This is a genomic window from Bdellovibrio svalbardensis (assembly GCF_029531655.1).
Classification (GTDB): domain Bacteria; phylum Bdellovibrionota; class Bdellovibrionia; order Bdellovibrionales; family Bdellovibrionaceae; genus Bdellovibrio; species Bdellovibrio svalbardensis.
Map to the genome: position 1 here is coordinate 87,679 of NZ_JANRMI010000006.1, position 20,065 is coordinate 107,743.

The window sequence follows — 20,065 nt, forward strand, 5'->3', positions numbered from 1 at the left end:
TTTGAGACGTGATTGTAGAAGAGGATAAAGTGTTAGAGAAAAAGGAAATTTCAGAAAACTCGTCGAGCGCACTCACTCCCAATGTGAAACGTCTTGGATTGGTTTCTTTTCTGGCGGATATCTCGAGTGAAATGCTGTATCCGATCACCCCCATTTTTTTGACGACGGTATTGGGTGCTTCTGTGGCCTCGGTGGGGGTGATTGAAGGTTTTGCCGAAGCCATCGCGAGTCTTTTAAAAACCTATTCAGGCTTTTGGTCTGATCGCATTCGTCGCCGTAAGCCTTTTATTTGGGGCGGCTATTTGTTAGCAGCCGTAGCCAAGCCTCTGATTGGGGTGTCTCAGGTGTGGGGGCAGGTTCTTTTTGCCAGAGGCCTGGATCGCACCGGTAAAGGATTGCGAACAGCGCCGAGGGATGCACTGTTGGCAGAGTCCGTGCCGCCTCACTTACGGGGAGCCGCCTTCGGATGGCACCGCATGATGGACACACTGGGGGCAGCCATCGGCCCATTGCTCGCGATAGTGTATTTAAAATACTCCAGCAATCTGCGCTTTATTTATTTCCTAGCGCTCATTCCAGGTCTTCTTGCCGTGATCGCTGCTCTTCGGCTCAAGGAGGAACGCCGAGAGCAAGTGGCGCCTTCTTATCATCAGACTTGGGCCTCATTTTTTTCTCTGCCAAAAGAGTTTAAGCATTATCTTTTTAGTTGGACTGTTTTTTCTTTGGCGAACTCCAGTGATGCCTTTCTTCTTTTAAGAATGCAGCAGGCGGGAATTCCTTTAACTGAAACCATTTTGCTCTATTGTTTCTATAATCTTGTGTATGCCTTGGCCAGTCCCTATCTGGGAGGCTTGTCAGATAGGGTTGGTAGAAAAAGAGTTTTGCTTTTTGGTTTGGTGATTTTTGCATTGGTATACACCGGCTTCGCATTTGCAACGCATGAATCTCAGTTTTGGGTTTTGTTTGGCGTTTATGGGCTCTATATGGCGGCGACCGATGGAGTCGGGAAGGCCTTTGCAATTGATCTTCTCAATAAAGACATGAAGGCCACCGCGGTCGGCTATCTCGGTACTGTCACAGGAATTTCCACCTTAATTGCGAGTTCTGTCGCAGGTCTTCTGTGGGATCATTATGGCTCGGCTGCTACGTTTGCTTACGGAGCGGTCGGTGCAGTCTTAACGGTGATGACTCTTATATTTTTGAAGGTCCCTAGAAAAACCTTGCTTTAGTGATGAAGTTTCCAATGGATCCTTTCGTTGGTGTCGAAAGTGAATGAATATCTCTGTCCCAGTGAAGATCCATTTTTTGTTTTCAGCGGCACTTGATGACCATCAACAGTAAGAACGTTGTCGCTCAAACCATCCTTGGAAAATCCCTCGAAAATGATATCGAGATTGCTGATGCGTCCTGTTTCATCCCAATAAACAGCGCCATAGCTTCGCGGGTTGGCATCTATAAAGAAAGATTCGCTGGAAAGATGAAATCGATAGGGTTCAAAGTCGGGGCCGTTTCCAAAGACAAAGAAAAAAGGGCGGCTGTCTGATTCTCTTAATACAATCATATGCGATGTCGCAGAACCTATGATCGCTCCACTCTGCATAGTGACAAGCATGGGGCACGTTGAAATAATGGCGATCTTGTCTCCTTTAAGGATCATTTTAATGGCATCAGCGGAGTTGCCGGCGGTACAAGATACAATTTCATCAAGATAGGGAAGGGATACACTGGTTCCCAAGGTCGCCTTAAGAAGATTGCCGGATTCTGAGAATTCAACAGGGAACTGAGTTATTTGATTGTTCTCCAAAAGGCCCGAATTCAACAAGAACGTTAGGCTCTTGTACTCAGCCTTCTGCAGACCAGAAAAACTAAGCGCCTTAATGTAGTCTCTGTAGGTTCCTTGCTCCATCATCGTTGAGGAAAGATAGGCCGCAAAGTGGCGTACACCCACAGAGCTTTGAATTCTGGGATTGTCCAGGAAGGCTTCTCGGTAGATGATTTCGTGCAAAACCAAGACAGCTTTGTCTTGCTCGCGGAGGGCTGACCACACGTCTTGATTGATGAGATATCTTTTTCCTTGTGGATCACTTTGTCGGAACTGAGCCACCACTTGGACCATATTGCAGTTCTTGGGAACAGGAACTCCGTCGCCAATGTCGGGAATTGCTGTGAAGTTTGCGGATGGGACGAAACGCGACTCCGAAGTAAAATCCTGAAGCTGTTGAAGGTACATGTTTTGACGAAGGGGGTTGTTTTTGCCAATTCTTGAAATGATCTTCTGTGCAATCTGCTGATAGGTGCCGTCACTGGGAAGATCGATTTTATAACCGTAACTGACTTCACCTTCGTAAAGATCAAAGCTTGAATAAGTGCCATCACAAAGCAGAACGTCGCCACCATTGCGTTTGACATCTCCGGCAAGACAAACTTTTGTAGCAAAAAGAAAGAGAACAAGCAGGGCAAAGTGTTTTTTCATTTCATGTCCTCTTGAGGGATTGTCATGGGATAGAATTGAATATTCAAATTGTAAACTTCAGACTTAGGACCTTTTTCTAAGAGCATGGACATTTTGTCCCGGAAGTTGGTAATCAACCTCTTCGCGCGTTTTATTTTTTTTGGATCGATGGTCATGGTCATTGAGCTAAAATCCCTGATCGAAGGTGGAACTGCCTCCAGGACTTCCAGAGATTTTTCGATGTCGGCCCGAAGCGCTTTGCGTAACGCGGTACTTGGGACGTCCTCCGAAGTCGTGATTCTGTTTGGAGTTCTTTTGAATTGTCCGTCTTTATTGGATATCAAAGAAAGGTCGGAAAGAATTTGAAGACTGGCACGGACTTGTTCAGGTTTCAATCCGAGGCGCATGGCGATCCAGCTCTCATTGGATTGAAAATCATCCAAAGCCATGATGTTCAAGATTGCGAAGTGTTCCCAAGAAGACAGCATTGCAATTTCTTTTTCCAACAGCTCTTGATGTAATAGATTTTTTCTCGCTTTGATTGAGATCATAGAGAAAAGTTTCCTCTGATCAGCCTCATTGAGATTGAGGCCATGGGCGATTTTCTCTGCGTAGTACTCGCTCAGTCCTCTTTTGCCCGCTAACATTTCACTCACGCGTCCCGGTGATATACCGATCTTTCTAGAAAAGGATCTGAGAGAAATGCGGGAGTTTTTGCGCTGAAGAGCTGTCAGTTGACTTTTTAAGAAATCGGCCAATTCCATTTTCATTCCAGAGCCTTTGTTTGATTACAAAATCATAGGCGGAATCTTTTTGATTGTGCAAGTTTTTAAAAGACGCATCGCCTTGGAAAATAGCGTTCCCTAGTTAACTATGAAACGCTCCGCTGTGGAGTCCTTTGGTCTTGCCCCTGATTGCGATGACGTCATTCCGTATTTTCTCATAATGGTGAGACAATGAAGTGAAATGAAATCGATGGTACCATACAGCTAGCAAAGGTCTTTGTTTGATGGAAGAATCCCTTAAGGCATTCCATTTTTCCGAACTCAAGAATCTTGTTCCAGATTCGTTAATCACCATCTTTGTCACGTTGGCATTGTCATTTTTAATTGGGCTTGAAAGGGAAGAGCACGCTGCTGGGAAATATTACTTTGGAGGAGTTCGAACATTTCCAATAATAGGTTTATGCGGCTACTTAATGGCGCAACTGACAGAAGGGCAACCCCATCTTCTGGTGGGCGGTGTGCTGGTTCTCGGCGCTTTGTTGTGGTTGTCTTACCGAAAGAAGATCGAGTTGTCGTCCACGGCAGGAATGACGACAGAGCTTTCAGGCTTATTTACTTTTCTGATGGGTGCTTTAATATTCCAAGGTCAGCTTTGGGAGGCAACGACCTTGTCTGTCATCGTGCTTCTTTTGTTGGAGCTTAAGGTTGCCTTGGAGAATCTGGCACGCAAAATTCCAGCTTCCGAAATCTATACTTTCACACGATTTCTTCTGATTTCTGCAGTCATCCTGCCAATAGTACCGAATCGAAGTTTCACAGATCTGCAGCTAAATCCTTACTATATTTGGCTGATCGTGGTGGCTATCAGTGGACTTTCTTATTTGGCCTATGTGGCTGATTACATGCTAGGGACTCGACGGGGAATCGTGTTGACGGCCATCTTGGGTGGAATCTATTCGTCGACATCTACGACTGTCGTGTTGGCAAAACGGTCTAAAGAGGAAAAAGCACACCATGTGTTTTCAGGAGCGATGGTGATCGCATCCGGATTTATGTACTTCAGACTTGTTGTGCTTTTGTTGGTCTTTAATTTGGGTTTGGGACAGAGGCTGTTGGGGCCTTTCTTAGTTTTGGGTGCAGTTTTCGCTCTTTCTGGGGGGCTTTGGGTGTATTTGTGGAAAGATAAGGAAAGCCTTGGGCAGAACCTGGATATCAGCCAACGCAATCCCTTGGAGTTACGCGCAGCTTTGATTTTCGCCCTGCTATTTTCAGTGGTTAGCGTTTTGACGGTATTTGCTTTGCAAAATTTTGGTACGAGCGGTGTTTACGTGTTGTCGCTTTTAACAGGATTAACGGATATTGATCCTTTCCTGATGAGTTTGTCCCAAAGTGCTGGAACTGTTTTGAGTGAATTGACGGCAGCGAAAGGCATTGTCCTCGCAGCGGCCAGCAATAACTTGATGAAGGGAATCTATGCAGCCCTGTTCGGGAGTCGGGGCGTCAGGCAGCAAGGGGCCGTGGTCCTTATAGTATTGGGCGTTCTTAGTTTGTTGGCCCTGCTATTTGTGTGAGGCTCGCACGACTATCACCGGCAGCGGGGATTCCAGCAGAATACTTCTGGCCGTGCTGCCCAGGAATGAGGTGACAACTTTATTTCGCCCGTGCGTTCCCATGACGATCAATCCTGTTTGGGCGCGAATTTGTTTCTTAAAGTGTTTATCCAGGGTCTCTTCTTTTTCCACTAGAATTGAAGTGGCTCTGAATCCTTGTTTGGCCCAGGCTTTGGTTTTACGATCCAATTCCCTCTGAGCGTCTTCGGTCATCTGACTGAACATCTTTTCCATATTGAATGGAATGTATCCAGAGCCATAAAGATTTTGGCGTATATTCATGATCTGCTGGCCAATGTTATGCAGAAAAAGAACGGAGCAGCCCAGCTTCTTGCAGAGAGTTTTGACGAATTCTTCCGCAGCAAGACTCGAATCACTGAAGTCTGTAAGAAAGAGTATCTGCATATCTGGAGAGATTTTTAGAACAGCCTTTTTTTCCTGCGCCACCGGTCCCAGGACAAAGACCGGAATTCGCGAGCTGCGAATGACCTCTTCAGCGACGCTTCCCAAAAGTATTTTTCTAACGCCTTTATGCCCATGAGTGCCTAAGATCAACATTTGGGGATCTTCAAGGAAGTCTATCTCTTTAAGAATTTCCTCTCTTGGTTGACCAACTTGAATTTTGACCTTGGCAGGAACATTCATTTTAGAAAACTCTTTAAGAATCGATTCTCGAATGGATTCAAAAGAGTCTAAGAAGGCGCGGGTATCCTTTTTCTTAAAAAAGGATGAATTGAGGTTTCTGACGTAAAAAAGCTCGATGCTACAATCCAACTTCTTGGCAAATTCCGTCGCATTGTCGCGAATTAAACGGGAGCGAAGCCGGCCTTTGGCGGAACGATCAGAAATATCATCGGCAAGAAGTATTGTTTCTTTATTCGCCATAGCGTCCTCTCTTTAGTCAGACATCGCAGTGAGTGTAGGCTACCATTTGAGTGGGAAAATGAATCTTTGCATTTTGTCAGGACCGTTTTGTGCCAGGTTGCAGATTTGAAAATAGTAACTCCAAACATCCAGTCCACTTTCCTAGAATCTACCAAGTTAAACCAAACCACCCAAGGAGGACGTTAATGGCCAATATACCAGATCTATTTAGATCAAATCGCTTCGCCAGCCCATTTCGTGAAATTGCACGGATGCAGCAGGATATGGATCGCATCATGAATGAGCTAGTTGGTACGAGCGAGAAGAGCTTATCCCAATTCAGCTTTTCACCAACTTGTGAAGTGAGTGAACAGGAAAATAGCTATCAAATGAAGTTCGATCTTCCTGGTGTTAAGAAGGAGCAAGTTAAAGTTGAAGTAGACGGCAGTCAACTGACGATCCGTGCAGAACGTAAGGAAGAAAAGGAAGAAAAGACAAAAAAGAAACATCTGTCTGAAATTTCGTACGGCGAATATGTGCGAAGCTTTACTTTGCCTCAACCAATTGATGAAAAGAAAGTCGACGCGAAGTTCGAAGACGGAGTCTTGTTGGTGACGGTTCCTAAAACTGAGGCCAGCAAAGCAAGACAGATTTCCATTCATTAGAATATTTCTCGGAAGCGCGGAATATGATTTCCGCGCTTTCGTACTGCCATCTTGATCACATCTAAAAAATGCAAGTCTTCTGTTTTAGAATATATTAAAGCAATCGCATTTCTTGCTGCGATTTTTTTCCAAGACATGATGCACGTCATATTGTCAAAACAACCTCCTTCCGAGAAGTGCGGTAAGGGAGTGGACATGACTTTTAATGACGCTATCATCGAACATGCAAAATGGAAAATTCAGCTTCGATCCGCAATTCAAAAAGGTGTGCCGACTATCGCCAGCGAAAATCTTCTTCGACAGGAGTTTTGGCCCTTGGGTCAGTGGCTTCAACACAAGGAAGCCTATCTAGGGCATCTCAAAGACTTTCAGGATTTTAAACGGGACTATGAGGCCTTTCATCTCTGTGTTGCAGACATGTTGATTTGTGTTGAGCACGGAAATTTTAAGAAGGCCCAAGAACTCGCGCAAAGTGAAATGTTCGTGCTGATTGCCAGCTCGACTTCTGAGGCAATGTTGAAATTGCGTAAATATCTCATTTAATTTCAATAGAAAGACAAAACTAAAATGTCAGACGTTTACTTTAAGTGGGATGCTGCAAAGTTATCAACCCAAGTGGAAGCGATGGATGATGAGCACATGATACTCATCAATATAATGAATCAGTTGTATGAGCGCCATCAGGCTGAGGCCTCGAATGAAGAACTCTTATTGATTGTTAAAGAGCTTGTGTTGTGGACGGGGATTCACTGTGAACACGAAGAAAGCTACTTTGCAACGCTGCCATACTTACAAGCGGATGCTCATAAGAAAGTTCATCGTGATCTCCTTGATCGATTGAAGCAGTATCACGATAACTTCGAAAAGACTGGAGCTTTGGATCCCATGTTCTTTCAGTTTCTCAAGACTTGGCTTACCGCTCATATCATGGGTATTGATTCGAAATATGGTGAGATTGCAGTAAGAGTCCTTTGTCTTGCTAAGTAATCTTTGTTGAATGGCAAACTTAGGGATGAGAAATTCTCGGGCGTGTGTACTCGAGAATTTCTTTTGAGTTGAATTTTGTTTTTCTTTTTTCTTTAGAGTGAACTCAAAGTCATTGTAGTAGCCGACGATCAAAATTCAGAATAACAAAAGTCGAAGACGCGAATTATTCACGTCTTCGATTAAAAATAAATTCATCAGAGCCATCATTATCTCATCAGCTCATCCGATAAGTTAAATAACTATGAAGATCACTGAGGCACTTTTAGATATTGATCAAGTTAACCAACTGACGGGTCTTTCCCACGCGACTCTTCGTAACTGGGAGAAACGTTATGGTTTTCCCAGTCCTCAACGATCTCAAGGTGGACATCGTCTTTTCGAGGTCGCTGACATTCACAAATTGCGCGAAGTCGTGAAGTTGCACAAAGGTGGAATGAAGGTTCGTGAAGCTATTGGTCAGGTCATTAAAGGTGTTGCAGAAGTTGAAGTGGCATCGGGCTTCCAGAAAAATTCACAACAAACCTTAAGTGCGTGCCTCACACAAATTTTGGAGGCCCTGTATAAATATGATGTGTCAACCGCAGAAATGCATCTATCTAGATTGGGATTGCGATTGAGTGAAACCGATCTGTTGGAGATGGTCTATCCGAATCTTCTAATGCAGGTTGGACATGATTGGGAGCGCGGGCACATTAACGTCGCGCAAGAGCATTTCAGCTGGAGCTTCTTAAGGACACGCCTGTTGAATTTTTTTAAAATGGTACGAAGTGATATGCAACAACCGAAGGCTTTGTTGGCAACTCCCTCAGGAGAACTTCATGAAGGCGGGTTACTAATTCTCGCGGCATATCTGATGCTCAGAGGCTGGGATATTTACTATCTCGGCGTGAACCTGCCGATGCATGATCTCAAGCATTCTTGCATGGCGATTCAACCTGATATTGTGTGCTTGTCTTCTATATGCGCCGAGAATGTTAAGAAAAACTGGGTTGGAATCGAAGACCTTGAGATGCCAGTGGCTATAGGGGGAGCTTGTCTTCATCAATTGAACCTTGAAGAGCTTCCGGTGACCTCAAGAGTTTCTTTGATCGGAGGAGATCTTTCATCGTCGGTAGCGCAGATGGAGCTGGTACTGCATTCAGCACCGCAAAAATTGAAATTAGTTGTTTAATTCATTCCTCAGAAGCGTATTTTTTATAGAGAAACAGGAGCGTCGCATGTTGGCATCAAATATTAGTTTAAAAGGGAAGCTGCTGCTTCTTGGTGGCTTTATGTCACTAATTCCAGTTGCTGTCGGAGCCTTTACCTTTTTTGGGTTAGGCAAAGTGACAGACAGTTATGAAAAAGTGACAGAGGGTGTTCTACCTAATATCGAAGCGGCTGACCAGATGTACTTGAACTTTCGTGGTGTTCGAATCAGTCTGCGCAGTCTGGCTCTACCTGGTGTAACGAAAGAGCAGGCAGAAAATTTCATTAAAGATGTCGAATCAAATATTGCCGAATACGAGAAGCACAATAAGGAATACTTGAGCGGTAATATGAAGCCCGGTGAAAAAGAGCTTTACGATAAAGTGGACAGAGCGTGGACCTCTTTTAAAGCGATCGGCGGCCAGGTGATTCAATACCATCGTTCTGGAAAAGCGGAAGATCAGGCAAAAATGTTGGATATCTTTTTTCATGACTGTCCTGAGACGGCCAAAGTCTACGATGAGGCCATGACTAATCTGGTGGGTTTTCAAAGAAGCAGTGGCGTTCAATATGTTAAAGATGCTCAGGCGAAGACTACCAGTATTGATGGCGCGATGTTGATGATCGTTGGTATAGGGGTTGTGGTGGGTCTTTCGACAAGTGTCGTTTTTGCAATATCACTGGCGAAGTCTATTTCAGTCGTTTCTTCCGATTTAGCGACCGGTGCCAACCATGTCACCCAAGTGGCAGAGCAAATCTCGCAATCTTCACAGGCATTGTCAGCAGCTGCTTTACAACAAGCCTCTTCACTGAATGAAACAGTCTCTACAATGGAAGAACTCACATCAATGGTGCGTGTTAATTCCGAAAATGCGAAGCAGGCGGCTAATTTGGCCACTTCAACCAGAGAGATCGCGGTCAAAGGTGAAAAAGAGATTATGACTTTGATTGGATCAATTCAAAGTATCTCGGCAGATTCTAAAAAGATCGCCGAAATCACCTCAGTCATTGACGACATTGCTTTTCAAACGAATTTGTTGGCATTGAATGCGGCGGTTGAGGCGGCTCGGGCCGGCGAACAAGGCAAAGGATTTGCGGTTGTAGCCGAGGCCGTTCGGAATTTGGCACAAAGAAGTGCAGAATCCGCAAAAAATATCGCCTCTTTGATTGGTGGCAGTGTTGAAAAGATCGAAGCGGGCAGCAAACAGGCAAACCAAGGGGGCGAAGTTCTGGCAGAGATTGTAAATGCTGTCAAAAAAATGGCTGACCTGAATGGTGAGATTTCCACAGCAAGCGAAGAACAAGCCAATGGGATCGCTCAAATCGGTAAAGCCATGAATCAGTTAGACCAAATTACGCAGCAGAATGCCTCAGCATCCGAAGAGGCCGCGGCTTCAGCCGATCAGCTTTCGACACAATCGGAATCTTTGATGGGAAATGTTCTGACCTTAAATAAAGTAGTGTCTGGAAAAGAATCATCAGTACGAACAGCATAGAATCATCTCAGGTAATATTGGAGAATTAATATGAGCAAGTGGTCATTGAATAAAAAAATTTTAGCGGGCTCCTTAGTGATGACATTTATTGTCGGGATTTCACTTGGCTATACTGCCTACTCCATCAATAAATCGGTTCGCGACGAACTGGGCTACCAGCGCGAGCTGATTTCTCAAGGGGTGCGCGGGCAACTTGCGCAGATGCATGACTCGGCACCGGTTTATGAAGCGGTAGTGCAGGGCGCGCTGAATCAGTTGCGAAATCTCGTTACCAGCAAAGGGGCCGTAAGACTCAATACTGCGAAGATGGTTGAAATCGTAAAGGGTGAAAAACTTCCGAGTCTTGAAGCCGGTGATGTTGGGCTAAGTAACAACTTTACAGCTACAGATAAAATTAAAGAGGAGTTTGGAAGTACTGCGACTATCTTTGTGAAAAGTGGATCTGACTTTGTCAGAATTTCCACCAACGTAGTCCAGGAGAATGGTCAGCGTGCAGTTGGAACCAAATTGGCGGCGCAGGGTCCGGCCTATAAAGCGTTGGTAAAAGGGGAGTCGTATTTTGGACAGACGCAGATTCTTAATAAGCCGTATTTTACCGGATACATCCCGATATTCTCAGAAAACAAGGAGGTCATTGGAGCCTGGTATTCTGGCTACAAATTGAACTCTTTGATCTCCACACTCGACTTCGTAGACAAAGCGCAAATTTTAAAGACGGGTTTCTTTGCCTTATATAAAGCCGAAGAGGGAACCATTCGCATGATGTCCGCCAAGGTGGATGAAAATCTTAAGCAAGAAAACTATCTGAAATGGCTTGAAGACAAAAATAGCCTCGAGTTCTCTTTGGGCAGTTGGGATTATGTGAAGTCGATCGAGGCGGATGGCCATATTCTGGTTTCAGCGACCTATCAGCCCGACGTCGTGGCCAAAGTCATCTCGAGCACGGTCAGTTCCACAGGATTCTTGGCGATTGTGATTGTCGCTCTTTTGGGGTTTTCAGTTTTGTTCGCCAGAAAATTGGAACGCACACTCAGCCGAGTTGCTGCCGAAGCGGAAAATGTTGGGGGGACGGTTGCCACAACGGCCGGGCAAATGACTTCGACTGGAAAGCAACTGTCGGATGGAGCTGTTCAAGCGGCCGCCTCCATTGAAGAATCTGTCGCGTCCCTTGAAGAGTTGGTCAGCATGGTAAGCAGAAATGCTCAAAGTGCACACAGTGCCAATTCGTTGACGGGGGCTGCGGATCAATTGACCGCAAAAGGATCAGAACAGATTAAAGGTTTGATGGCTGCGATGCTGGAAATTCAGCAGTCCTCCAAAAAAATGTCTGAAATTATCACTGTCATTGACGATATTGCCTTTCAAACAAATCTGTTATCGCTGAACGCTTCAGTGGAGGCCGCTCGTGCAGGGGAGCATGGTAAAGGCTTTGCGGTTGTTGCGGATGCTGTTCGCAACCTCGCGCAGAAGAGTGCTGAGTCCGCTCGGGATATTTCAAAAATCATCAGTGAGTCTGTTGAAAAGATCACCGAGGGAAATAAAGTTGCTGATAGTAACGCGAAGTCCTTCCGTGAGATTACCGAGACCATTAGAAAACTAAAGCTCATCGTAGGTGAGATTGCGACTGCGAGTGAGGAGCAAAGTATTGGTCTTAAGCAAATCAGCATAGCGATGAGTCAGTTTGATCAGACCACTCAAAACAATGCTTCTGCGGCTGAAGAGGCGGCACATGCTTCTCAGGATTTATCAAGCAATGCGGCTGAACTCACGGGAATTGTAACAGAGCTGAAGGTTTTGATTAAGGGAGCCGCGTAGCTTCTGAGGTTATGAGTTCTGTCATTTTTTTAAAGTTATGAATGCCAAGGTGCAGCTCAAAAAGGATTCAATTTTTTGAGAATTGAACCTTGGCAGATAATCCAATTAAAATGAGTTCCAGTGGAGTTGATTTCCAGAAGAGGAACTCATGGTTGGAAAAATCATTTTAAGCCTGTTTTTTGTGTCGGTGGCCCGGGCCGAATCGCCGGATTTGAATCTCGCCAAAGAAATTATTCTTAAAGGAAATAAAACGGGAGCTCTGGCTTGTATCGCCTGTCACCAGGAAAATGGTGCCGGAATTCCCAGTGCCGGATTTCCCCAGCTCGCGGGATTAAGTTCTGCTTATTTTTCCAAGCAGATATATGATTTCAAAAACATGTTACGCATAAATCCGGTCATGCAACCGATCGCGAAAGGCCTTAATGAGAGCGAGATTAAAAGTCTGGCCGCCTATTTCTCGGCCTTAGCTCCTGTCGCCAATACTGAAAAAAGCACGGCTCCTCAGTTGGTCGAGGAAGGGCGTTTGATTGCAGAAAAGGGACTGTGGGAAAAGGGAGTACCTGCCTGTTTTGCCTGTCATGGGCCTGAGGGGCGCGGGGTCGGAGACAATTTTCCTCCGATCGTTTCTCAAGGAAAGACCTACTTGATTCAGCAATTTCAAGCTTGGAAAAAAGGAACCAGAAAGAATGATCCGAACCAATTGATGAAAACAGTTGCCATGAAGTTGACGGATAAAGAAATCAACGCCGTAGCTAATTTTTTGGGACAAGTAACGATGGAGGTTAAAAAATGAGACCTCTAAAATTGATTCTGACTTCAATCATTTTGTTTTCCTTCCACGGTATGAGCTTCGCCAAGGCACCAGCACCTTTTCAACCTCCTGCTGAAAAAGATTTGCCTGACAATGAATTCGGCCGGGTGGTTCGCTTTGGACGAGATGTTTTTATAGACACACAAAAAAATGCAAAACCCTATATTGGCAATGCGCTTAATTGTGTGAACTGCCATTTGAATGCGGGACGTCTTGTGAACTCCGCACCCTTATGGGGAGCTTATGTTCTTTATCCTGCCTATCGCAAGAAGACGAATAAAGTCGATACCCTTGCAAGTCGCATTCAAGGTTGCTTTATGTATAGCATGAATGGCAAAGCTCCTGCTGCAGACAGCGCTGAAATCACAGGCCTTGTGACTTATATGTACTGGCTTGCAAAAGGAGCCCCGACGGGAACTGTATTGCCAGGTCAGGGATATTTGGAACTCAAAGCACCACCGCGTGTTCCGTCATGGGAGGCTGGTCAAAAAGTTTACGAACAAAACTGTGCTCTCTGTCATGGCGCCAATGGCGAAGGGCAGTTCGCTGAAGGTAAAACTGTCTTTCCTCCTTTGTGGGGAAGTAAATCCTTCAACTGGGGCGCCGGTATGCATCGGATAAACACCGCTGCAGGATTCATTAAAGCAAATATGCCGCTAGGTCGTGGGGGAATGCTGACGGAACAACAAGCTTGGGATGTTGCCTACTTTATGAATTCCCATGAACGTCCGAAAGACCCTCGGCAAACCACCAGCATCGATGATGCCAAAAAGAACTTTCACGCAGAAAATTGTTCTTATGGAAATGAAGTGGGCGGACATAAACTCGGGCAGGGCGATTGACTTCTTTGAAACCCAAACTTCCTTGGTGGACTTGGATTGTTTCATTCTTTGTCGCACTGGCGGCTAAGCTTTTGAGCTTTCACTTCCTTTATTTCGATGGGTTTTTCTATATCTATGGATCCTATGTGTTCTGCCTTCCTTTGTATTTTATGTGGGGAGGCCGGGTATTCTGGGGGCAATTGGCCGCCGAAACGGTCACGGCAAATGTGGTAGGATTTCATGAGCCTTGGTTTATTCTTATGCATGGGGCTGCTAACACAGCAAAGCCATTGCTGGGCTATTATCTCTTCATTGTCTTCAAAGGTGAAAGCTACAAACATAAAATTGATCGCAGTCTTATTTTTTTCTTTTGGACCTTATTGATTGGGTCTCTTATCGGAAACTTTGTGCTTTTAGGTTTGCGTGTGGCGGCGGGAGACTTCGCCACGGGTGAATTCTTATCAAGGTTGCTTCGCCAAGTGCTGCGAGATTGTTTGTCCGGATTTTTTATCAGCTATTTTTTGCTGGATAAGTTGGGGCCTTGGCTTAAGAATAAAAAGCTATCTTATTGGCCCCCGGGCTAGAAAACTCCGCTACAGCTTGGCGCACTAATACGAATGAGTTTTAAAATGCCGTTGCCCGCAGCGATGGCCTCTGATGTGAAGGTGAGACTGCCATCACGGTATTCCATGAAACGTGTCCAGCGGGCAGTCCAAAAATTGAGAACTCCATGACCGAACAGAGTCACGCCAGTTGTAGCCCAGAAATGATCATAGAAAAATCCCATGGCGCCGCCTACGGCCTCAGGTCCTACGAAGGTTTTTAGAACTAACAAGGAGCCGGCGAAGGCTGATGCAACTACAAAACTTGCTCCGGTCATACCGGCACGACCCAGAGTATTGAACAAAAAGACATTCAAATTTTCGACAACAGAAAAAACGCCCATTTTGTAAAGCATTGTATCCAGCCGTCCTTGCAAATGCTGAAAGCTCATAGCCGTGGTCATGTATCGGTGAGCCATACTCACCAAAGACCGCGTTTGTTGTACGGCTTCGATTTTCGCGTTGGCGTCTTTGAATTCCTGCATGAATTCCATCTGAAACCCCGTGGGCTTCAATGAGTCCCCGCAGTTACAGGCGCTAAAATAGATCCCGAAATCTTTGGCAAGTCTTGCATGCATGGGAGCAGTGGTCAGAATTCCAGCAATCTCTTTTCCTTTGTAGCCCGCATCGTTGTGAAACCAAAATGTTTTAGAGTTGCCATGTCCAATTAGAAATAACATCTTAACTTGGCTGTCTGCGGGCAGACGTTGCTCTTTAATTTTTTCAGCTAAACCCGTGGACATTTGTTTCAGATCAGTCAATTGAAGATCAATTACAACGGGACGTTGTCCCACGGGAAGATGGGCATTGGTTTCTGCGACCATCTTTTTAAATGATTCTTTTGCCTGTTCATTGAGAATATTATCCAACGCTGCAATTTCGGGAGCCGAGTTTGAGGCAGAGACAAAGACAAATAGATCCGTCGATGCCAGCGAGTGACAGGCAAACAGCGTGATGATCAAACTAAAAAAGATGCGGAATCTTTGTATCATTGCTGCGCTCCTTGGAGCTTTTTGAGTTCTTGATCCTGTTGAATCAATTGTTTCAATTTTTCTACTGCTTCCTGAACTTGATCTTTCTTGAGAGCTTCTTTATCAAAAGAAACTTCTTTCCGTACTTCCGTCGTTAGCCATTGCGCGCCTGGCTTTTGAGAGTCTAAGATGATCTTTCCTTGGCCCCCAGAGCCACCAGTAAGGCGCGGGCGGGGACCACTGCCGAAAAAGCTATACAGAGATCTTCCAGTCAGCAGAGGGCGAGTCATAAACTGGCAAAAGGTCATTTTGTTGTCTTGCTGATCCTGTAGTTGCAGATCTTGGGACATTAAGAAATCTATAAGTTGTTTTTCCTGTTCTGGAGATTTTGGGGCAGAGGCTTCACTGGTCATATTAGCGATCATTTCAGCCATGCGATCTACGTCCTCAGAAGCTGGAACCTCGGGGATGCTCTTGATCGTTTTTAAAAGAGATTTAAATTCAGCGACGCAGGAAGAGTGAGAATTCGTGTTGAACTCTTCATTGTTAAGATACTTTTCAAAGTTGAAGGCCCTGAGTGTGGCAAATGTTAAGCTGACAGGTTTCCAAGTCGAACTATTGAATGCTTGTTTAAGAGCTTCTTCACGAGCCGACAGGTTTCCCATGGTAATAATCTGCAGGCCATTCGAAACTTCGGAGTGTTCCTTGTTCCGGTAAGTCAAATAGGTTGATAAGAGCATATTGGTCTTTGCATCTGTGGCAATTGCCATCTCATGAATGATAATGGACTTTAGTTTTTCCCTGTTTAACGAGGTATCAGCAAAGATATAGGTTCGGTTTCCATAGTCGGTCCAACTGTCCAATCCATTCTGCGAAAGAAAGGAAACATAATACTTTTTCGCCATAATCTTGGCAGTGCCTTCTGCGGAACTGCGCGGGCAATTTTCATAGATCCTTTTGGCAGTGGGTAATGAGATTCCCAAGCTATGCACCGCAGAGACAGGATCGTTAAAGATGCCACAAAGAATTTTTGATTTGGAATTCTGAAAAATCTCAACCGTGATACCATCAATTTGTTTTTGCAGGTCAGATCCCTCAACAACGGGAACGGCTGTTTTCTGCCACGCTGTAGTCGCCAGTGCACTCCAATTCCAAAGACTTAAAAAGAGCAGAGTCAATGCTGCGAAGAGTTTCATGATGTGTACTCCTGGGTAGGGATGGAGAGAGTCACTTTGTTTTTAGTTATTTGGAACAGCGCCTTGAGGTGGCAGGTCTTCTCTAAGGTGTTATTGAGACGATAGATACCAATTCGTAGTCGATCAAAGTGCTGTTCATTGGGAACTTCCTCGTACACAGTGGCAATGGCACTTTCGATGCTGGTTTCGCTTTGGTTTTTTGAAAAAGCCTTTAGAAGTTGCCAGAAAAGATTCGACTTCACTGACAGCTCTTTTCCATTCAGGAAAATGACCTTGCGCTGAGTGTTTACCTGAAGTGCCGAGGGAGCAACGGTGCTCGCATACAGAGAACTCAAGAAGATCTCCTGAAGCTCGCGGGTCGGCAGATTGAGGCAATGGAACTTATATCTTTCAGCCCAAGACGTAGACTGCGAAGAATCTGCAAATAGCAAAAGGGCTTGGCGCAGAAGACGTAATAGCGACATAGGGCTGAGAGATTTCTCCAGGCGAATGATTGAAAGTGGGGGATTTTTTTCACCGCGAAGGTGACAATCTACCAGTTTTGCTTGTTCACGCTCGTAAGTGCTTTCTGAGTTGTCTTGAAGATCCAGAGTTTTTAAAAAGTCATATTGCTTATTTAATATGGCCTGTTCTGCCATTTCCCCCTTGAGGAAGTTCAGGTCCGCAAGGCTCAGGTTATTTGTTAATGCATAATCAAAACGCTCTCGTGCCTGAGCAAATCCAAAAAGAACGCTATCAGCCAATAAGAGAGCATGCTCGCGCTCGATTTCAAAATTTAGATTGTGTCCTGTACCAGTTATCACTTGAGTGTAAAGTTCACGGGCAAGCCCGGTTTCGCGTAGTTCTACTGCAATTCGCAAAAGTTGAATCCTGAGGGATTGTTCCTGCCAAGGGGTAAGGTCTGGCGCCTTTGGTGTGAGAAGAATTTCCTTGGCTTGGTGATAGCGGGCCTTTTCTTCATAAAGCTTCGCCAGGAAAATGGCATGATCCAAATCCTTTTGTGAACAAATGCGGGGAGTTTGCAGGTTAAAGAGTTCCTGGCATTTCAGCAGGGTTAAATCCAATTCAGCTTGAAGACCCAATTGGTAGAGGCAAAGTGCGATATCACAAAGCGCATCCAAGCTCTGAGGATGAGCGTGATGGTAGGCTTGCAAAGCTTCAAGTGCTTTTAGATAAGTTCCCTCATAAAGAGCGACTTTGGCCTGACAGAAAAGATGCTGAAGCTTTTCACTTACTTCTGATGGCGACCACGTGGCAAGGGTGGACTTCGCAGAGTCCATATCTCCTTGATGGAGGTGGTTTAAAATTATTTTCTCAATTTGAGAATCGGCCATCAGGTTCTCCTTCGGAATATGAGAATTCAAAGGCTGTGCCCTATGAGATCTAAGTAAGGGAAGGACAGGTCCTTTCTAAAGAGTGCTCCCGGAAAATGGATGTTCGGCTGTCTAGATTTTTGACAGTCATTTGTTCGGTTTTGTACGGCGAAAAGGCCCTCACAAAGTTGTAAATTCCTTTTCGTAGCAATAACTATCAGATCGATCCAGGTAGGTCGGTTTCAAAAATATAGGAGCAAGGTATGAAGACGTTAGTAAAAACAAGTTTCTTAGGTTTGATGTTGGTGGGTTCGTTGGCAAAGTCTGCGACTCATAGAGAAGCCGCTGCGATCTGCGAATCAATGTCCTTTTCAAGTTCCAAAAAGGTTTGTTTGGCATACATCATCACGGTGAAAGAGGCTTATTTCGACAATGGTGCCATTGGCATCTGCAAAAACATGAGCTTTGATAGTGGCAAAAATGAATGCGTGCGAAATATCACTTCTAAAGCCTACGAAAGTTACGAAATTTCAGCCATTGATGGAATGAGCTTTGACTCTGAAAAGAATCAGGCTTTGAGTGCTGGCGGAGAGCTCGTATCTATGAATCCAAATCCAGGCTACCCAGCGCCGTTGCCACCACCACCGCCTCCACAATATCCTGACTACTCAAACTCCGGTGATTATATCAATGGTCAAACGGCAGCCTGGAAGAATGCGGGAGTGTTTACAGTTTCTAAAGGTTTGATTGAATCCTACGAAATCAATCTCGATGGCACCCGCGGTGTGACGGAAGTACGTCTGGCGGCAAAAAATGCAGCGGTTCGTATCACAAAGGCTTACGCGATTACAGCCTCTGGTCAGTACTTGGAACTTCCGAGCTTGCAAGGTGATGTAGGTGCACAAGGTGTAAAATCAGTTCGCTTGGACTCACGATATGCGATCCGTTTACAACGTCTGGTGATTGAAGCGACCAGCCCCCAGCTGATCGGTTCACGTGGTCAATTGGAAGTTGTGGTTGGCACAACTCGCTAATTGTTTAGAAGCAAATGCACCAATAGTAACGCAACAATATTTTTTGCTGGATCTATCTTTACAGAAATGATCCAGCAAAAAAAAAGCTTTGCAGAGCAAGCACGGGATGCAACCAAAGCGGTTGTACGAATCCACGTTCAAGGTTTTAGTGAGACGGATCCCCGGTCTATTTTGGATCCGCGGTTTGTGGTGCCAGAGGAGTGGAGTGGCTCAGGGTTCTTTATTAATCACAATGGTGAAGACGGCTATATTCTGACCAATAGCCATGTTGCGCGAAATTCTGTTCGGCTGCAAATTCGATCGATCTTGACCAGTGATGAGCCTTTTAATGTGGAAGTTCTTGGAATCGTCGAAGATCTTGAGCCTGATGTGGCCTTATTGCGTTTGACCAATTCTGACAAAAAAAGATTTCTTAAATATTCCGGTCTTAAAAGAATTCCCGCTCTTAAATTAGGATTTTCTGTTGATGTTCGCAGAGGCGACGAAGTCAAAACAATTGGCTATCCCTTAGGGGTCGATGAACCCCACTTTTCAGGTGGAGAAATTTCTAATTTTATCGCGGGCAGTGGGGATACCACAGAGCGCATGGTGACGGATGCTGCCATCAATCTTGGAAATAGTGGCGGCCCAGCCTTGGTGCGTGGGGGATGGGTTGTTGGAATCAACACGGCCGTTATTGAGGGGGCCGAAAATTTTGGTTTTATCACGCCGATTCATTTGGCCAAAAATGTCCTCGATGTCTTCTCCAGAAAAAGAAAGGCGGGATTGCCACGGTTGGGCGTGCTGATCCAGAAAAACTCAGCTCCTAACGCCGCCAGTTTGAAGACTGCCAATGCCGAGGGTGTGATTGTTCGTAAAGTACTGGCAGGCAGTCCTGCGGAAGCGATGGGCTTAAAGGCCCGCGATTTAGTCCTGGCAATAAATAATGAAAATCTCGATCGCCATGGGAATATTTTGGCAGTAAGCAAATCCCGCAAAAGGAATATCTACGATATTCTGCACGGAATTGCGGAGGGTAAACCTGTCTCCGTCAAGATCGACCGCGCAGGGAAGATTCTGAGATTTAAAAAGAACCTGTTCTATTGGAATCCAGATGAAATTTCCCAGAAGCCGGTTTTGGTTGATCGGGAATTTATGTCCTTTGGGGGATTGATTTTGCAAGAGGTCTGCGCCGACATTGTCTCTGCGCTTATTTCTTTTGGATATAACAGAGATATCATCTTAAAAGACTTTTATATGGGAGGCTCGAAACTGGTCGTTACCCATGTTAGCTCAGGAAGCTTGGCAGAGGAAATGGGGTTGTACGTTTCTGACTTTGTGGTCGCCGCCCAAAGGGAAAAAGTTCGTGATTTGAAATCCTTCTTTCTTATTTTGCATGATGCAAAAAAGAACAAGCAACGGCATGTCCTCTTGGAGTTTGCTTCAGGGGCCATCGGCAATTTCGAATTCAAACACCTGGCCCCCGATGAGTTATTCGTTCAAAGAATTCAACCCACAGAACTCAAGATTTAAATA

20 protein-coding genes are annotated in these 20,065 nt (G+C 45.1%); 13 read left to right on the plus strand and 7 right to left on the minus strand.

Features of this window, described 5'->3' with window-relative positions; all coding sequences use genetic code 11:
• The first annotated feature begins 29 nt into the window (after nt 1-29).
• Complete coding sequence (locus NWE73_RS17320; protein WP_277579623.1) at nt 30-1,229, plus strand: MFS transporter; 1,200 nt, start codon at nt 30-32, stop codon at nt 1,227-1,229.
• On the opposite strand, the gene NWE73_RS17325 is transcribed toward NWE73_RS17320, so the two are convergent.
• The gene (locus NWE73_RS17325) at nt 1,226-2,473 is read right to left on the minus strand and encodes a hypothetical protein (RefSeq protein ID WP_277579624.1); all 1,248 of its coding nucleotides are present in this window, start codon (nt 2,471-2,473) and stop codon (nt 1,226-1,228) included. The genes NWE73_RS17320 and NWE73_RS17325 overlap by 4 nt on opposite strands.
• Nucleotides 2,470-3,222, minus strand: coding sequence for a TIGR02147 family protein (locus NWE73_RS17330; protein WP_277579625.1), 753 nt, complete (start codon nt 3,220-3,222; stop codon nt 2,470-2,472). The genes NWE73_RS17325 and NWE73_RS17330 overlap by 4 nt, the downstream gene beginning before the upstream one ends.
• 239 nt (nt 3,223-3,461) lie before the next feature.
• Here NWE73_RS17330 and NWE73_RS17335 point away from each other — a divergent pair, with 239 nt between their 5' ends.
• A complete protein-coding gene (locus tag NWE73_RS17335; RefSeq protein WP_277579626.1) occupies nt 3,462-4,748 on the plus strand; it encodes an MgtC/SapB family protein in 1,287 nt (428 codons plus the stop codon).
• On the opposite strand, the gene NWE73_RS17340 is transcribed toward NWE73_RS17335, so the two are convergent.
• The gene (locus tag NWE73_RS17340) at nt 4,737-5,672 is read right to left on the minus strand and encodes a universal stress protein (RefSeq protein ID WP_277579627.1); all 936 of its coding nucleotides are present in this window, start codon (nt 5,670-5,672) and stop codon (nt 4,737-4,739) included. The two genes, NWE73_RS17335 and NWE73_RS17340, sit on opposite strands and share 12 nt — an antisense overlap.
• A gap of 185 nt (nt 5,673-5,857) precedes the next feature.
• Here NWE73_RS17340 and NWE73_RS17345 point away from each other — a divergent pair, with 185 nt between their 5' ends.
• Nucleotides 5,858-6,316, plus strand: coding sequence for an Hsp20/alpha crystallin family protein (locus NWE73_RS17345; protein WP_277579628.1), 459 nt, complete (start codon nt 5,858-5,860; stop codon nt 6,314-6,316).
• Here the strand turns inward: NWE73_RS17345 and NWE73_RS17350 are convergent.
• The gene (locus tag NWE73_RS17350) at nt 6,313-6,465 is read right to left on the minus strand and encodes a hypothetical protein (protein WP_277579629.1); all 153 of its coding nucleotides are present in this window, start codon (nt 6,463-6,465) and stop codon (nt 6,313-6,315) included. The two genes, NWE73_RS17345 and NWE73_RS17350, sit on opposite strands and share 4 nt — an antisense overlap.
• 46 nt (nt 6,466-6,511) lie before the next feature.
• Between NWE73_RS17350 and NWE73_RS17355 the strand changes: the two genes are divergently transcribed.
• The 8 genes from NWE73_RS17355 (at nt 6,512) to NWE73_RS17390 (ending at nt 14,018) form a co-directional block, all read left to right on the plus strand.
• Entirely contained in the window at nt 6,512-6,859 is a 348-nt protein-coding gene (locus tag NWE73_RS17355) for a hypothetical protein (protein WP_277579630.1), read from the plus strand.
• 24 nt (nt 6,860-6,883) lie between these two features.
• Entirely contained in the window at nt 6,884-7,303 is a 420-nt protein-coding gene (locus NWE73_RS17360; protein WP_277579631.1) for a bacteriohemerythrin, read from the plus strand.
• Nucleotides 7,304-7,544: 241 nt separating this feature from the next.
• The gene (locus NWE73_RS17365) at nt 7,545-8,474 is read left to right on the plus strand and encodes a MerR family transcriptional regulator (protein WP_277579632.1); all 930 of its coding nucleotides are present in this window, start codon (nt 7,545-7,547) and stop codon (nt 8,472-8,474) included.
• Between the two features lie 46 nt (nt 8,475-8,520).
• Nucleotides 8,521-9,987 carry a methyl-accepting chemotaxis protein gene (locus NWE73_RS17370; protein WP_277579633.1) on the plus strand — a complete coding sequence of 489 codons (1,467 nt, stop codon included), beginning with the start codon at nt 8,521-8,523 and terminating at the stop codon, nt 9,985-9,987.
• A 30-nt stretch (nt 9,988-10,017) separates the two neighbouring features.
• Nucleotides 10,018-11,802, plus strand: coding sequence for a methyl-accepting chemotaxis protein (locus NWE73_RS17375; protein ID WP_277579634.1), 1,785 nt, complete (start codon nt 10,018-10,020; stop codon nt 11,800-11,802).
• Between the two features lie 148 nt (nt 11,803-11,950).
• Nucleotides 11,951-12,595, plus strand: coding sequence for a c-type cytochrome (locus NWE73_RS17380; protein ID WP_277579635.1), 645 nt, complete (start codon nt 11,951-11,953; stop codon nt 12,593-12,595).
• Nucleotides 12,596-12,645: 50 nt separating this feature from the next.
• On the plus strand, nt 12,646-13,455 hold the full coding sequence (locus tag NWE73_RS17385; RefSeq protein WP_407652971.1) for a c-type cytochrome: 810 nt from the start codon (nt 12,646-12,648) through the stop codon (nt 13,453-13,455).
• Nucleotides 13,456-13,460: 5 nt separating this feature from the next.
• Nucleotides 13,461-14,018 (plus strand): hypothetical protein, encoded by a 558-nt coding sequence (locus tag NWE73_RS17390; RefSeq protein ID WP_277579637.1) that lies wholly within the window; start codon nt 13,461-13,463, stop codon nt 14,016-14,018.
• Here the strand turns inward: NWE73_RS17390 and NWE73_RS17395 are convergent.
• From NWE73_RS17395 to NWE73_RS17405, 3 genes are read right to left on the minus strand one after another with little or no spacing between them, the layout of a single operon-like run.
• Nucleotides 14,015-15,028: a hypothetical protein gene (locus tag NWE73_RS17395; RefSeq protein ID WP_277579638.1), complete on the minus strand. Its 1,014-nt coding sequence runs from the start codon at nt 15,026-15,028 to the stop codon at nt 14,015-14,017. The genes NWE73_RS17390 and NWE73_RS17395 overlap by 4 nt on opposite strands.
• Nucleotides 15,025-16,203, minus strand: coding sequence for a hypothetical protein (locus NWE73_RS17400; protein ID WP_277579639.1), 1,179 nt, complete (start codon nt 16,201-16,203; stop codon nt 15,025-15,027). Before NWE73_RS17400 ends, NWE73_RS17395 begins: the two co-directional genes overlap by 4 nt.
• The gene (locus NWE73_RS17405; protein WP_277579640.1) at nt 16,200-17,537 is read right to left on the minus strand and encodes a hypothetical protein; all 1,338 of its coding nucleotides are present in this window, start codon (nt 17,535-17,537) and stop codon (nt 16,200-16,202) included. Before NWE73_RS17405 ends, NWE73_RS17400 begins: the two co-directional genes overlap by 4 nt.
• 242 nt (nt 17,538-17,779) lie before the next feature.
• Here NWE73_RS17405 and NWE73_RS17410 point away from each other — a divergent pair, with 242 nt between their 5' ends.
• Both NWE73_RS17410 and NWE73_RS17415 read left to right on the plus strand, forming a co-directional pair.
• Nucleotides 17,780-18,550, plus strand: coding sequence for a hypothetical protein (locus tag NWE73_RS17410; RefSeq protein ID WP_277579641.1), 771 nt, complete (start codon nt 17,780-17,782; stop codon nt 18,548-18,550).
• A 66-nt stretch (nt 18,551-18,616) separates the two neighbouring features.
• Nucleotides 18,617-20,062 carry a S1C family serine protease gene (locus NWE73_RS17415; protein ID WP_277579642.1) on the plus strand — a complete coding sequence of 482 codons (1,446 nt, stop codon included), beginning with the start codon at nt 18,617-18,619 and terminating at the stop codon, nt 20,060-20,062.
• Nucleotides 20,063-20,065 lie beyond the last annotated feature (3 nt).